This is a genomic window from Ruegeria sp. CDSC051, assembly GCF_059610665.1.
Map to the genome: position 1 here is coordinate 812,127 of NZ_JBXWOC010000001.1, position 13,913 is coordinate 826,039.

The following is a 13,913-nucleotide window of genomic DNA, read 5'->3' on the forward strand; positions in this document are numbered from 1 at the left end:
GGCGCAGTCTAGCAAGCGCCGCTTTCGGGTAAAGACTTAGCTGTACAATTCCTCTGCCCGGCCCTCGAACGCCCTCACGATCCTGTGCATCGCCTCATTGAAGACCACTCCGATGATACCCTGAAGAATGGCATTCTTGAATTCGAAATCAACATGGAACGAAACGTTGCACCCGCCTTCTGCCGCGTCCTCGAAATGCCAGTCCGACTTCATGTATTTGAAGGGCCCATCCAGATATTCCGTGTCGATCCTGCGTTGTTCGGCAAACAGGGTAACCCGGCTGCCAAAGCGTTCGCGGAACACTTTGAACGAAATGATCAGGTCAGCTTCCATCACCTGTGCCTCTCCTGCTGCATATGAGCGTCGGATACGTGCAGCCGCACACCAGGGCAAAAACTCGGGATACTTTGCTACATCGGCAACCAGATCGTACATCTGTTGCGCAGTGTAAGGCAGGTGTCGCGTTTCCGAATGTATAGGCATGGCGTCCGGTTTTTGCAGGTGACAATGGCGCGTCATGTCGTATGTTGCGCGCCAAAGATCAAGGGGGCAGTGATGAGCCAGCGCGGATATGTGATTGATGAGATGATCTCGGCAAAGGCCATTGCCGCCAGGATCGAAGAACTTTGCCGCGAAATCACTGCCGAATTCGACGGAACCGACAAGCTGGTTGTTGTCGGCCTGCTGCGTGGTAGCTTTGTCTTTATCGCCGATCTGGTGCGCGAATTGGACTTGCCCATTGAAGTGGATTTCCTTGAGGCGTCATCCTACGGGGATGCGATGGAAAGCAGCCGGGAAGTCCGCATTCTAAAAGACCTGCGCGGCGCTATTGAGGGTCGCGACGTTCTGGTAGTCGAGGATATCGTCGACACCGGGCACACGCTTAACCATGTTACTCATCTGCTGCAAAGCCGCGATCCTGGAAAACTTCGCTCGATCGCACTACTGGACAAGCCCAGCCGGCGCGAAGTCGATTTCCGTTCGGACTGGATCGGGTTTGAAATTCCTGATGAGTTTGTTGTGGGTTACGGGATCGACTACGCACAGCGCAATCGCAACTTGCCATTTATTGGTAAGGTTCGTTTTATCGAAGACTGAGAAGGGTAAAAATAGACCCAGATTCCAATAGTCAAAGTTGCTGCGCACCTTTGCATTCACTTAATTGAATACCATTGGACAACGCCCTCAACAACAGATTACCCTCCAATCATCTTGGGAGGATTCTGCTTATGAAAGTAATGTCTATTGGGCTTCTGGCGACTTGCGCAGTCGCCGCAACGGTTGGTCTTGCGGACGCAAAAGACAACAAGGGCAAAGGGAAAGGTCCAGACAAGTCGAAAATCGAAAAGTCGATAAAGACCAATAATGGCGTTGGTGTACCGCCCGGACAGATCAAGCGTTATACGCGAGGTCAGAAACTCCCTAACGATCTGAATTTTGACTATCTTGATGACCTAGACGGCTGGAAGTTGAAGCCCCTACCCGCCGGTCAGCGATATATCCGCGTGGATGACGAAATCCTGTCGATATCTGATGACACTAAGACAGTCATTGATGCCGTTGGAATAGTGAGCGATCTCGTAAACTGAAGTTTCAGCCATTAAGTGATCGAATTGCGGCAACAAATACGTCTACTCCTACCGGGATAAGTGCGTCTGGGAAATCATAGTCAGGGTTATGCAATTGCGGATGATCCTGCCCCGACCCCAGCCAGAACATGGCCGTTTTCGCGCCTTTCCCAAATTGCCCGAAATCTTCTGAGAACTTTTGCGGCGTCTTTGTTGAATGGCACGGTACTCCACGCTCGGCGCAGGCCGTTGCGATGATGCTCACCGCGTCGCTGTGATTGACGCAGGCCTCGAAGACATCGTCATAGGTGATCTCAACCTCCAGACTGTCAGCGGATGCGGCGCGGCGCGCCAGTGCCTCGGCCTCGGTCATCAGCGTCTGCATCCGGGCATCTGAAACGGTGCGCAAGGTTACCCAGATCTCGGCCTGTCCCGGAGCGACGCCGAAAGTCGGCTCTCCCAAACGGGCATGCGTCACAGTTGTCAGCGCAAAATCGGCATCCAACGCGCCGCCTGCGCCCAAACCCGCCAGTTGCAACATCAATTCAGACATTGCCCGAGCCGGAGAAACCCCATCCTGAGGCGCAGCCGCATGGGACGTCTTGCCGGTCAGGATGATTTTCATCCCGCGCGAGGCGCAGTTAGCCGAACTCTGACACAACTCAACAGCACCAAGTTCCAACCCCGGCAGGTTGTGCAAAGAGAACACGTAATCCGGCGCGATCTTCGCGAATTGAGGGTCCGCGCGAAAGGCGATGGCGCCCTGCCCGGTTTCTTCAGCCGGTTGAAAGATCAAAACCACCCGACCCTTTTGGGGTCGGTGACGCGCCAGGTCTTCGGCAACGCCAAGCACCATCGCCATGTGCCCATCATGGCCACACAGATGCCCTTTGCCCGAAACCTTCGACACATATAGGTGCGTGCCAAGTTCTTGAATCGGCAGCCCATCCAATTCGCACCGGATACCAACGGTTGGCCCAGCCTGCCCACTGTCAAAAACCGCGGCAACGCCATGCCCTCCCAGTCCGGTAAGCACATGGTCCGCACCGAACCCCCGCAAAAGATCTGTTATGCGGGCAGCGGTCTCACGCTCGTGCCCGGATAGTTCGGGATATTGATGCAGGTCGTGGCGCAGGCGTGTCAGCCGCGCGTACGTTTCGGGTGTCACCCCTGTTCCAGCTTTTTCTGGCGAGCCTCACGCAACCGGGCAAAGTCATCCCCCGCGTGGTAAGACGACCGGGTCAGTGGTGTCGCGGACACCATCAGGAACCCTTTGCCATAAGCTGCCTTTTCATAGGATGCGAATTCTTCCGGCGTTACGAACCGATCGACTCCGTGGTGTTTGGGCGTGGGCTGCAGATACTGACCGATGGTCAGGAAATCAATTTCAGCGGCGCGCATATCATCCATGACCTGCCGGACCTGCTGACCATCCTCACCCAAACCAACCATGATCCCGGATTTGGTAAAGACCGACGGATCCAGCTCTTTGACGCGCTGCAACAGCCGCAGCGAGTGGAAATAGCGCGCACCGGGACGCACTTCGAGGTACAGGCCAGGTACGGTTTCCAGGTTGTGGTTGAACACGTCCGGCTTGGCCTCGACGACAGTTTCAAGAACGGAAGAGTCACATTTCAGGAAATCAGGTGTCAGGATTTCAATGGTCGTCTTCGGCGACCGGTGCCGCACCGCGCGTATCGTCTGCGCGAAATGATCGGCACCGCCGTCTTTCAGATCGTCGCGGTCAACGGATGTAATCACGACGTGGTTCAAACCCAGCTTTTCGACCGCATGTGCCACGCGCCCTGGTTCAAACGCATCCAACGAGTCCGGACGTCCCGTTGCAATGTTACAGAAGGTACAGCCGCGCGTGCAGATCTCGCCCATGATCATCATGGTGGCGTGGCCCTGGCTCCAGCATTCGCCAACATTTGGGCATCCGGCCTCTTCACAGACAGTGACCAGATTATTCTCGCGCATGATCTTGTGCGTCTCGGCATAACCCTGACCACCGGGCGCTTTGACGCGTATCCAACTGGGCTTTTTCGGCTGCGAATTGTCGGGCCGATGAGCCTTTTCTGGGTGTCTTTGTTCGGGAATGTTCAGATCGCGCACGGCCTGTCTTTCTGACTTTGGGTCAATTCGGTTTACCCATAACATAAACTGACCTCTGCTATTACACCACCCATGCATAGCCGCTATGCATCAGGGTGAAAGACTTTGACGTCTCAGGGCCAAAATTCTAAATAATTTCCTATGATTAACTGCAACTTACGCGTTCATGGGTCGATTCTGACGCAGCTGGAACATCGGCCATTGAAGCCGATTTAGAATCCTTTTAAGTCCACGAAAACCGCATGTGATTCACAGGAGTTCGATCATGAAATCTGGCGCCAAACTGCCCGAAGTGACCTTTCACACCCGCGTCCGCGACGCCGCAATCGAGGGACCAAACCCGTTCCGCTGGGAAGACAAAACCACGGCGGATTACTTCTCGGGCAAGCGCGTAATTCTGTTCTCGCTGCCGGGCGCATTCACCCCGACATGCTCGACCTATCAGCTGCCTGGTTTCGAAAACAGATACGCAGATTTCCAGGCCGCTGGGGTCGATGAGATTTACTGCATGTCCGTGAACGACAGCTTTGTCATGAACAAATGGGCACAGGATCAGGGCCTGAAAAACGTCAAAGTCATCCCTGATGGCTCGGGCGAGTTCACACGCAAAATGGGTATGTTGGTCGACAAGGACAATCTGGGTTTTGGTATGCGGTCCTGGCGCTATGCGGCCATCATCAATGACGGCGTCGTCGAAGCCTGGTTCGAAGAGCCCGGACTGATGGATAACTGCCCCGAGGACCCCTATGGCGTTTCGTCACCGGAAAACCTGATGAAACATCTAAACGAAGTCAAAGAGCCGGAACTGGCTTGAGTTCGTCCTCAACAGAAAAGCCCGCTTCAGGCGGGCTTTTTTGTGACTAGCGCGTTTGCGTGACAATGCTCTCGCCGACGGTGCGAATGGTATCCGCCAGGCTTTCGAACCAATCTTCCTGCGAGGTAGAAGATCGACGAACTAGCCCCACTGTCCTTGCCGGCTGCGGCGAGGCAAATCGCATCAGCTCAAGACCCGGTACCGCGTCGGATTCGGAACGGGCGGCAAGCTCTGGCATGAGCGTCAATCCAAACCCTTCGGCAACCAAACGGGATAATGTCGCCAAAGACGAGGCACCCATGTTAATCAGACCGCTGCTGCGGTCCTGACCACAAACCTCCAGGGCCTGATCCGTCAGGCAGTGCCCATCATCCAGTAGCATAAGCTGTGCATTTTGAAGGTCCAAAGGGCGCAAACGCTCTGTATCGCTGGAAAAATTGCGCAACCGTGCCGAACTTCCAGCCAATAAGAACCGATCCTCGAACAAGGGAAGTTCGAACAATTCGCTTCCCCCGGAGGGCAGCGCGACCACACCTGCGTCGATCTCACCAGCGCGCAGCATCGTCAACAGGCGCTCTGTCCGCGCTTCGCGTATCTGCACTCTCAAAGAAACATCGGCCGCCCTTAACCCCGCCAGAACACCTGGCAGAACATAGGGCGCAATCGTCGGGATTATTCCGATCGACAAAGACCGATGCCCGCTTGAGTGATCCTTGGCAAATTGGTCGAGCCTGTCCGAGGCACCAAGTATCTGACGTGCATATTCAAGCACATCCCGCCCCAAAGGGGTAAGCAATATGTCACGGGCCTTACGCTCGAACAGGGCAGCACCGAGGGTCTCTTCTAACGCCTTGATCTGAACCGATAATGCCGGTTGCGAAACGTTACACATCTGCGCCGCCCGCCCAAAGTTGCGCTGCTGCGCAACGGCGTTAAAGTATAGGAGCTGTCGAAGGGTAAAGTTCATAACCCCTAGCTATCACTCCACCCTGAAACCGCAACCAAAACCGATCAAAGTGTTATCCGATCATACGGCTTCGCTCTTCCTGATCCTGGTAGTGACGTTTCAGGCGCTGTAATGCGATACGCAAAACGATTTTGCCGGACCGCGCTGACCACCCCATTCGCTTTTCCGCCAATTCCAACCCCTCCAGATAGCAACAGCAGCGCAAAGCCACGTCGCTCAGCCCCGGTCCAAGGTCAGACAATGCACGCTCTACGCGGTCGCGCGCTTCTGAAGAACCCCGGTTGCCAGTGTCGTCGCTTCCAAAACTTCCGCGCCCACCGGCAGTCAGGAAATGGTCCCAGTTCTGTGCAACCTGAGGTCCGATCTGAGCCAGTTCAAAATCCTCACGTAGGCGCTCTCCTGCCCCGACAAGTGCTTCATCTAAAAACGGCTTTCCATCCCGGTCCCGGCGTCTGGCCAGCGCGATAAGCGGGCTTTCCGCGGCGCTATAGCGCATTCTTCTGGAACGTTCTGGATAGGCGCGATTTGTCGTCGCGTGAGAGGGCGCCCCATGAAACGAAGCAGGCGCGTCTGCCATTCCATGTTCGTTTCGAGACCTTGCCTGGTTCTCGAAGTCGGCCATTAACTGGCTCAGTGCCGTACGGCCCGCGCTGGTAATCCGGTAGCGCGATATCCGGCCTGGGTTGTCGCAGGAAATCCAATCCTTCAACGCCAATGCCTGTGCGATCCTGCAATCAACCACTGCAGTCCTGGTCGCGGCGGCGTCGCCGGTATCGCGCACCACCACTGCTTTGTTCATTTCTTCAGCGACAGCCAGGACCGAACCGGTCTCACACAGTCTGCGCAGTACCCTTAGGGCCTCGTGGTTGAATTCCTCTTCTTTTTCGACGTGTGAATCATGACTGAACGCTGAAACCGTGCGATCAGAAACATCATTGACCGAAAAATGTTCTTCGGCCAACGACTGCAAAGCCGCATCCACCAATGGATCGTCACGGCGCATCTCAATTCGGCGGATTTGTCTAAGAATGGTCGAAGCATGGCACCCCGCAGATCGCGCAATATCGCGGATCGACTGGCCGGTTTCTGTGTGGGCCAGGTATCGTTGTGCCCCCTCAGGTACCCAAGCCGGAATGGTGAAAGCCATGTTGTTTTCCATAGTTCTGTGCCCTCATCGACGAAACAATCTGTTCTCTATCGCCCCCGGTGACTTTGTTAACCAATTCTAACTAGAGTCGCTTTCGTTACTCGTTCGTTAACTGCCGGAGGTGAAGACCAGATTTCATTCAAATTCATAAACACTCATGAAGCGTGAGTTCGGGGAGAACCCGATTAAGGCAACACCCGCTTAGGTTGTGAAACAAATGGGCCAACGTTAATCCGACAAGTGGAGCCCAAATATGCAGGACCTGATGACCATGATTTCCGCCCTCCGCCGCCCCCGCCTATTGGCACGGGCAGCCAAGCACGGGGCGCAGGACTATGATCGGGACCGCCACCTGCAACGCATACTTGGGTACGGATCGCTGCCTGGGTCGGGCGCGGCGCTGATGCGTTTGATGGATATTGAACGAGAGGTTAACGCGCAGAGACTGGCAGAAGATGCAGGCTATTCGCTGGTCCGTCATTTGGACCTTCTGATCGCGCTATTGGGTGAGGCGCAGCTGTACAAAGCCAGCCGCGCCTCACAGTTTTCAGTTATCAGCTGAAAGCGTCCGGCATAGAGGCCTTTTTCTTTTCAACATATTCGGTCAAAGCGCTGTGAATTCCCGGGTCGAGTTCCGGTTGCTTGTAGTTGGCAATCAAATGCTCGACCCGAGACGAGGCCAACTGCCGCGTATCGCGCGCGCCCTCGTCTTCCCAGGTTTCGTAAGGTTTGTAGTCCAGCAGGTCGGACTTCCAGAACGCCTCTTTGAAGTTTGCCTGCGTATGGGCACATCCCAGATAGTGGCCACCCGGGCCGACCTCGCGGATTGCGTCCATGGCCTGAGCGTTCTCATCATAGGCCACACCCTTGGCCAGACCGTGCAGAACGCCAAGTTGATCTGCGTCCATGACGAACTTTTCAAAGTCCGCAACCAGGCCGCCTTCAAGCCAGCCGCAGGAATGCAGCATGAAGTTCACACCCGCCATCAGCCCCATGTTCAGCGAGTTCGCGGTCTCATAAGCGGCCTGCGCATCGGGCAGTTTCGAGCCACAGAACGACCCGGCTGAGCGGAACGGCAGACCCAGACGCCGCGCCAGCTGTCCCGCGCCATAGGTAACCATTGACGCCTCGGGTGTGCCAAAGGTTGGCGCGCCTGAGTTCATGTCGATCGACGAAACGAAAGCACCAAAGATAGCAGGCGCTCCCGGGCGGATGATCTGACTGTACGCGACACCGGCCAAAACTTCGGCCAGAACCTGTGTCAATGTCCCCGCTATCGAAACCGGCGCCATCGCACCACCGACGATGAACGGCGAGATGATGCAGGCCTGATTATTCCTGGCGTAGACTTCCAGCGACCCCATCATCACATCGTCGAAGGTCATCGGCGAGTTGATGTTGGTCAGCGAAGTCATGACCGTGTTTTCCTGAACAAACTCTTTGCCGAACAGGATCTCACACATTTCCACTGAATCCTGAGCGCGGCTGGGATCGGTGACCGAGCCCATGAATGGCTTGTCCGATAAGGTCATATGCGCCATCAGCATGTCCAGGTGACGCTTGTTCACCGGAACGTCTGTGGGTTCGCACACAGTACCGCCCGAGTGGTGCAGCCACTTTGACATGTAAGCCAGTTTCACGAACTTGTTGAAATCGTCCATGGTCGCATAGCGACGGCCACCTTGCGCATCACGCACGAACGGAGGGCCATAGACCGGCGCCAGAACCAGATTGCGACCGCCGATGACCACGGACTTTTCAGGGTTTCTTGCGTGCTGCGTGAACTCGCTTGGCGCAGTTTTGATCAACTCGCGCGCAAGGCCGCGTGGGATGCGCACCCGTTCGCCATCCACATCGGCGCCCGCGTCTTTCCAACGTTCCAGCGCCGCAGGGTTGTCGACAAAATTGACGCCGACTTCGGCCAGAAGCGTTTCCGCATTTGTTTCGATGATCTGCAACGCTTCTTCGTTGAGAACCTCGAAATTCGGAATATTGCGTTCGATGTACTTTGCGGTCTCGATACGAACCGCTGTACGTTCGGCCCGGCGGGCAGCGCCACCGCCACCTCTCGCCCTGCGCCGGGTGTTTGCCTCTGTCATGAGAAAATCCCGTATCAGTTGTTGAATTTACATGTGTGTTACAGGAACCCGCCGCAATGGCAGTCGTGGATAACGGCGCTATAGGGGAAAAAGCGACAAAATGTCGGGGACAACCGCCACAAAATGACCCAGCACATGTTTTTGAAGTCGCGCGGCTCTTCGTCATTCGCTTCGGGACCGTCCACCAGACAAGCTGGCCCTAACCGCGACCAACTGGCGTGTCTATACCACTTGAAATCCCTTGCGCTTATCATCTTCGCAACCTAGTAGCAGACCCATGACCCAAGACACCCATGACCGCCTTCTGATCATCGACTTCGGCAGCCAGGTAACGCAACTGATTGCGCGCCGCCTGCGTGAGCTGAATGTTTATTGTGAAATCCATCCTTATCAGAATGTTACGACGGACTTTGTTCGGAAAATGGCCCCAAAGGCCGTTATTTTCTCGGGCGGTCCCGATAGCGTGACACGAGAAGGGTCTCCGCGGGTCCCGCAGGAAATCTTTGACATTGGCGTTCCTATCCTTGGTATCTGCTATGGGCAGCAAGTGATGATGCACCAGTTGGGCGGCAAGGTCGAAAGCGGCCATGGCACCGCAGAGTTCGGCCGCGCCTTTGTGACCCCTAAAGGCCAACTGGATATTCTCGATGGTTGGTTCACCGACGGAGATGAACAGGTCTGGATGAGTCACGGCGACCATGTCAGTGAAATCGCGCCGGGGTTTCAGGTTTATGGCACCTCGCCCAACGCACCGTTTGCGATCACCGCAGACACGTCCCGCCATTTTTATGCAGTTCAGTTCCATCCCGAGGTGCACCACACACCAAAGGGCGCCAAGCTTTATGAGAATTTTGTAAAGCTCGCCGGATTCAGCGGCGATTGGACCATGGGTGCCTATCGCGAGCAGATGATCGCGACGATCCGCGAACAAGTGGGCGATAAACAAGTGATCTGCGGTCTGTCCGGAGGTGTCGATAGTTCAGTCGCGGCGATCCTGATCCACGAGGCGATTGGCGACCAGCTGACCTGTGTGTTCGTTGATCACGGCCTGTTGCGCAAGAACGAGGCTGACGAAGTCGTCGGCATGTTCCGCGACAACTATAATATTCGGCTGATCCACGCCGATGAAAGCGATCTGTTCCTAGGTGAGCTTGAGGGGCAAAGCGACCCGGAAACCAAGCGCAAGATAATTGGCAAGCTATTCATCGACGTGTTCCAGAAACATGCCGACACGATCGACGGGGCCGAATTCCTGGCCCAAGGTACCCTCTACCCTGATGTGATTGAATCCGTTTCGTTCTCGGGCGGGCCTTCGGTCACGATCAAAAGCCACCACAATGTTGGTGGTCTGCCAGAGAAAATGGGCCTGAAACTGGTCGAGCCGCTGCGCGAACTGTTCAAAGACGAGGTCCGCGCATTGGGACGCGAGCTGGGTCTGCCCCAAAGCTTTATCGGCCGCCACCCCTTCCCCGGCCCTGGTCTGGCAATCCGTTGCCCCGGTGAAATCACCCGCGAAAAACTAGATATCCTGCGCGAAGCCGATGCGATCTATATCGACCAGATTCGCAGACACGGGCTTTATGATGATATCTGGCAGGCCTTCGTGGCGATCCTGCCGGTTCGAACCGTCGGTGTCATGGGCGATGGCCGCACGTACGACTATGCCTGCGCCCTGCGGGCAGTTACCTCAGTCGACGGAATGACCGCCGACTATTACCCGTTCAGTCATGAATTCCTGGGCGAAACCGCCACCCGGATCATCAATGAGGTCAAAGGCATCAACCGATGCACCTATGACATCACGTCGAAGCCTCCGGGCACAATCGAGTGGGAATGAAAACAAGCCGGGCCAGTGCCCGGCTTTTTTGTTTCTGCGACACAAATATTTAGTTACCAATCAACATCGTAGAACTCCTAATGCGCGGGCAACTCAATGGAAAGCAGCAAACCCCAAATCGGCAAAGCCGCGCTGTGGATGATCGGGGCAATCGCATCTTTTACGTCTATGGCCGTGGCCGGACGTGAGCTGAGCGTCACCCATGACACCTTTGAAATCATGTTTTATCGCAGCCTGGTCGGCATGTGCGTGGTCAGCCTTGTCCTGACGGTTACCGGAAAGTGGCATCAGGTATCGACCGAACGGATTGGCCTTCACGGGGTACGAAATACCCTGCATTTCACCGGTCAGAATCTCTGGTTCTACGCTGTTTCCGTGGCACCACTGGCACAGGTCTTTGCACTTGAGTTTACGCAACCGATCTGGGTGATCCTGCTGTCCCCGATGCTTCTCGCCGAGCGGTTGACAGTCGTGCGGGTCCTTTCAGCACTTATCGGTTTTGCTGGTATCCTTATAGTCGCACGACCGGGGGCTGTTCCGTTAAGCGCAGGAATTGTCGCCGCCGCGATGTCGGCGGTGTTCTTCGCTTTGACTACAATTTCCACCAAAAAACTCACGCGTTCTGCAAGCATCGGGTGCATCATGTTCTGGCTGACCGTTATACAGGCTGGTCTTGGGCTGGCAGCCTCTGCGATCGACGGAGAACTTGCGTTACCAACGATGGCAACCGCGCCTTGGCTTTTGCTTGTAGGGCTTGCAGGCCTATTAGCGCATTTCTGCATTACGAATGCACTCTCAATCGCACCGGCTACGGTTGTGATCCCATTCGATTTTGCGCGCCTTCCTACAATCGCGATTGTCGGTATGCTTTTCTATCATGAGGCTCTCGATCAGTGGACGCTCGTGGGGGCTGCTGTCATTTTTGTGGGTATCTTCCTTAACGTTCAGTCGGAAAACCGTAACAGTTTAGCAACAGATTCTCGCAACACTCACTAAGGGTAACGTTCAGTCACCCGTTGACCAGCTATTGTTGAGAGAGTGAAATCCACCTGTAAGAATAACTCGGTTGTGCGCAGACACCACAAATTCGCGCAACTTAGCGATATAATTGGGAGGAATGGATGAAGAAGACGCTTCTACAGGCGTGTGCTTTGTGCGTGGGCGCAACAAGCATTCAAGCCGGTGGTCTGGACCGTAGTGGACAGGGAATCAATATCATTTTCGAAGAGGGATCCGTGGTCCAACTTCGTCTTGGATATGCGTCACCTGACGTAAGCGGTGAACAAAATGGCGTAGAATCAGGTGATGTGTCGAATGCTTTCTTCTCACCGGGCCTGGCTTACAAACGTTCATTTACTGACAAACTGGACTTTGCGCTGATCTATGACGAACCATTCGGTGCGGATATTGGGTATTCCGCCGACTATCCCCTGTCGCAGAATCCAACTGCAGCGTTTGGAGGACGCAGCGGGATTCTGAGAGCCAGCGCTGATGTCGACTCCCTCACCGCATTGCTGCGCTACAAGCTTGACGGTGGCTTCAGCGCCATTGGCGGGATTCGCGCGCAGCGTGCTAGCGCAAAAGTCGTTGTACCGGCAGCAGCCGGATACGAATTTGACGCGGATGCCGATACTGACTTTGGTTATCTCGTCGGGGTTTCCTGGGAAAAACCTGAAATCGCAGCTCGGGTTTCGCTGGTCTACAACTCCAAGATCACTCACGATCTGTCGTCGACCGAATCGTTCAACGTAGTGCCGCCCGTCCCCGCCGGGTTGCAAACAATCGATGACACGACCAGGGTCGAGACACCGCAATCCATCAACCTGGATTTCCAGACCGGGGTTGCCCCAAAAACGCTGGTGTTCGGATCGATCCGCTGGGTTGACTGGCCTCAGACAGTAGTGGCACCTGCCGCCTATGTCGGGATCGTTGGGGACAACCTCGTCGACTTTGACGACGACACATTCACCTATACTCTTGGAATGGGATATCAGTTCTCAGAGGCTTTTTCTGGCGCGATATCCACATCTTACGAAAAGTCGAATGGTACCGAAGTATCAAACTTGGGGCCGACTGACGGTTTCTGGAGCATTGGCGTAGGCGGTACTTACACCGTGGAAAATGCTCAGATCTCGGGCGGTGTCCGTTATACGGACATTGGCGATGCGACAACCACCACGGGTGGTGAATTCAGCGGCAACTCTGCCTGGAGCGTCGGCCTTCAGTTGACCTACTCTCTGAACTGATCAGCGGCAAAACTGTTCACAAGGCTCCGCCCTCCGGCGGAGCCTTTTTTGCATAGATCCGCATGATCACGAATTGAGATGATGCGGTCCTGCGTGGCAAGGAACAGATATCTACTCCCATTCTGGCATAACGAAACCTGTGCCCAAGACTGTTGGTTCTAAACAACCGCTGCACGCGCGATTGACGCCGCCCCCCGCCCGTTTTAGCAAGGTTGGAAAAGGGATAGTGGACAATGATCTACAACTCGGCAAATGACTGGCGGGAAGCCGCGCGCAAAAAGGTGCTGTTTTTTGGCATGTCAGGCCTGGGAAAGACCTATGTGTCCAACGTTCTGCGCGATTCCGGGGACTGGTTCCACTATTCGGTCGATTACCGGATCGGCACGCGATACATGGGCGAGTATATCATCGACAACGCCAAAGCCGAGGCCATGAAGGTCCCTTTCCTGCGTGACCTGCTGTTGTCTGATTCCATTTACATCGGATCAAATATCTCGTTCGAGAACTTGACCCCTGTCGCCGCTTATCTGGGAAAACCGGGCAACCCGGCACAGGGCGGCATGGAGCTGACAGAGTATAAACGCCGTCAGGAACAATTCCGTTTGGCAGAAATTCACGCTCTGCTGGATACCGAGTATTTCGTGGATCGGGCGCAGAGATTGTACCAATACCCGCATTTCATTTGCGATACTGGCGGTTCGATATGCGAATGGGTTGACCCCAATGATCCGCGGGATCAGGTCCTGACTGAGCTGTCGCGCCACACGCTGATGATTTGGATCAAAGGTGATGACGACCACACGTCCGAGCTGGTCAGGCGCTTTGACCGTGCGCCCAAGCCCATGTCCTATCAGCCCGAATTCCTGACACGTGTCTGGGACGAATATCTGACCCAACAGGGCTGTTCCGCCGAACAGGTCGATCCCAACGCCTTCATTCGTTGGACCTATGCCAAAGCTCTTGCGCACCGGCAACCGAGATACAGGGCGATGGCCGACAACTGGGGTCTGACGATCGCTGCCAGCGACATGCACAGTATTCGCGACGACGGTGATTTCGATGAGTTGATCGAACGTGCACTTGAGACCCGGCCAAAGCGCGATTAACTACGGCACTTACA

At 55.2% G+C, this 13,913-nt stretch carries 14 protein-coding genes; 8 read left to right on the forward strand and 6 right to left on the reverse strand.

Features of this window, described 5'->3' with window-relative positions:
• Positions 1-36: 36 nt before the first annotated feature.
• On the reverse strand, positions 37-483 hold the full coding sequence (locus AC2FH0_RS04175) for a type II toxin-antitoxin system RatA family toxin (protein ID WP_142634123.1): 447 nt from the start codon (positions 481-483) through the stop codon (positions 37-39).
• A gap of 72 nt (positions 484-555) precedes the next feature.
• On the opposite strand from AC2FH0_RS04175, the gene hpt reads away from it, so the two are divergent.
• Both hpt and AC2FH0_RS04185 read left to right on the forward strand, forming a co-directional pair.
• Complete coding sequence (gene hpt, locus AC2FH0_RS04180) at positions 556-1,098, forward strand: hypoxanthine phosphoribosyltransferase (protein WP_142634125.1); 543 nt, start codon at positions 556-558, stop codon at positions 1,096-1,098.
• A gap of 131 nt (positions 1,099-1,229) precedes the next feature.
• Positions 1,230-1,589: a hypothetical protein gene (locus AC2FH0_RS04185; RefSeq protein WP_282118568.1), complete on the forward strand. Its 360-nt coding sequence runs from the start codon at positions 1,230-1,232 to the stop codon at positions 1,587-1,589.
• 4 nt (positions 1,590-1,593) lie between these two features.
• On the opposite strand, the gene AC2FH0_RS04190 is transcribed toward AC2FH0_RS04185, so the two are convergent.
• Positions 1,594-2,736 carry an amidohydrolase gene (locus AC2FH0_RS04190; RefSeq protein ID WP_496788648.1) on the reverse strand — a complete coding sequence of 381 codons (1,143 nt, stop codon included), beginning with the start codon at positions 2,734-2,736 and terminating at the stop codon, positions 1,594-1,596.
• A complete protein-coding gene (gene lipA / locus AC2FH0_RS04195) occupies positions 2,733-3,683 on the reverse strand; it encodes a lipoyl synthase (RefSeq protein WP_496704730.1) in 951 nt (316 codons plus the stop codon). Before lipA ends, AC2FH0_RS04190 begins: the two co-directional genes overlap by 4 nt.
• A gap of 265 nt (positions 3,684-3,948) precedes the next feature.
• Between lipA and AC2FH0_RS04200 the strand changes: the two genes are divergently transcribed.
• Positions 3,949-4,497, forward strand: a complete 549-nt coding sequence (locus tag AC2FH0_RS04200) for a peroxiredoxin (RefSeq protein ID WP_496788649.1) — start codon at positions 3,949-3,951, stop codon at positions 4,495-4,497.
• A 46-nt stretch (positions 4,498-4,543) separates the two neighbouring features.
• Here AC2FH0_RS04200 and AC2FH0_RS04205 read toward each other — a convergent pair whose 3' ends face one another.
• Both AC2FH0_RS04205 and AC2FH0_RS04210 read right to left on the reverse strand, forming a co-directional pair.
• Positions 4,544-5,464, reverse strand: coding sequence for a hydrogen peroxide-inducible genes activator (locus AC2FH0_RS04205; protein ID WP_496691336.1), 921 nt, complete (start codon positions 5,462-5,464; stop codon positions 4,544-4,546).
• A 52-nt stretch (positions 5,465-5,516) separates the two neighbouring features.
• Positions 5,517-6,623 (reverse strand): DUF6456 domain-containing protein, encoded by a 1,107-nt coding sequence (locus tag AC2FH0_RS04210; RefSeq protein ID WP_496691337.1) that lies wholly within the window; start codon positions 6,621-6,623, stop codon positions 5,517-5,519.
• A 241-nt stretch (positions 6,624-6,864) separates the two neighbouring features.
• Here AC2FH0_RS04210 and AC2FH0_RS04215 point away from each other — a divergent pair, with 241 nt between their 5' ends.
• Positions 6,865-7,173: a DUF6477 family protein gene (locus AC2FH0_RS04215; protein WP_142634139.1), complete on the forward strand. Its 309-nt coding sequence runs from the start codon at positions 6,865-6,867 to the stop codon at positions 7,171-7,173.
• Here the strand turns inward: AC2FH0_RS04215 and AC2FH0_RS04220 are convergent.
• Positions 7,166-8,710 (reverse strand): trimethylamine methyltransferase family protein, encoded by a 1,545-nt coding sequence (locus tag AC2FH0_RS04220; protein ID WP_142634141.1) that lies wholly within the window; start codon positions 8,708-8,710, stop codon positions 7,166-7,168. The two genes, AC2FH0_RS04215 and AC2FH0_RS04220, sit on opposite strands and share 8 nt — an antisense overlap.
• Before the next feature lie 277 nt (positions 8,711-8,987).
• Here AC2FH0_RS04220 and guaA point away from each other — a divergent pair, with 277 nt between their 5' ends.
• From guaA to AC2FH0_RS04240, 4 genes are all read left to right on the forward strand, one after another.
• Positions 8,988-10,547: a glutamine-hydrolyzing GMP synthase gene (guaA, locus tag AC2FH0_RS04225; protein WP_496695267.1), complete on the forward strand. Its 1,560-nt coding sequence runs from the start codon at positions 8,988-8,990 to the stop codon at positions 10,545-10,547.
• 96 nt (positions 10,548-10,643) lie between these two features.
• Positions 10,644-11,543 carry a DMT family transporter gene (locus AC2FH0_RS04230; RefSeq protein ID WP_142634145.1) on the forward strand — a complete coding sequence of 300 codons (900 nt, stop codon included), beginning with the start codon at positions 10,644-10,646 and terminating at the stop codon, positions 11,541-11,543.
• Positions 11,544-11,668: 125 nt separating this feature from the next.
• Positions 11,669-12,793: an OmpP1/FadL family transporter gene (locus tag AC2FH0_RS04235; protein ID WP_496709994.1), complete on the forward strand. Its 1,125-nt coding sequence runs from the start codon at positions 11,669-11,671 to the stop codon at positions 12,791-12,793.
• Between the two features lie 233 nt (positions 12,794-13,026).
• Positions 13,027-13,899 carry an ATPase gene (locus tag AC2FH0_RS04240; RefSeq protein WP_496709993.1) on the forward strand — a complete coding sequence of 291 codons (873 nt, stop codon included), beginning with the start codon at positions 13,027-13,029 and terminating at the stop codon, positions 13,897-13,899.
• Positions 13,900-13,913 lie beyond the last annotated feature (14 nt).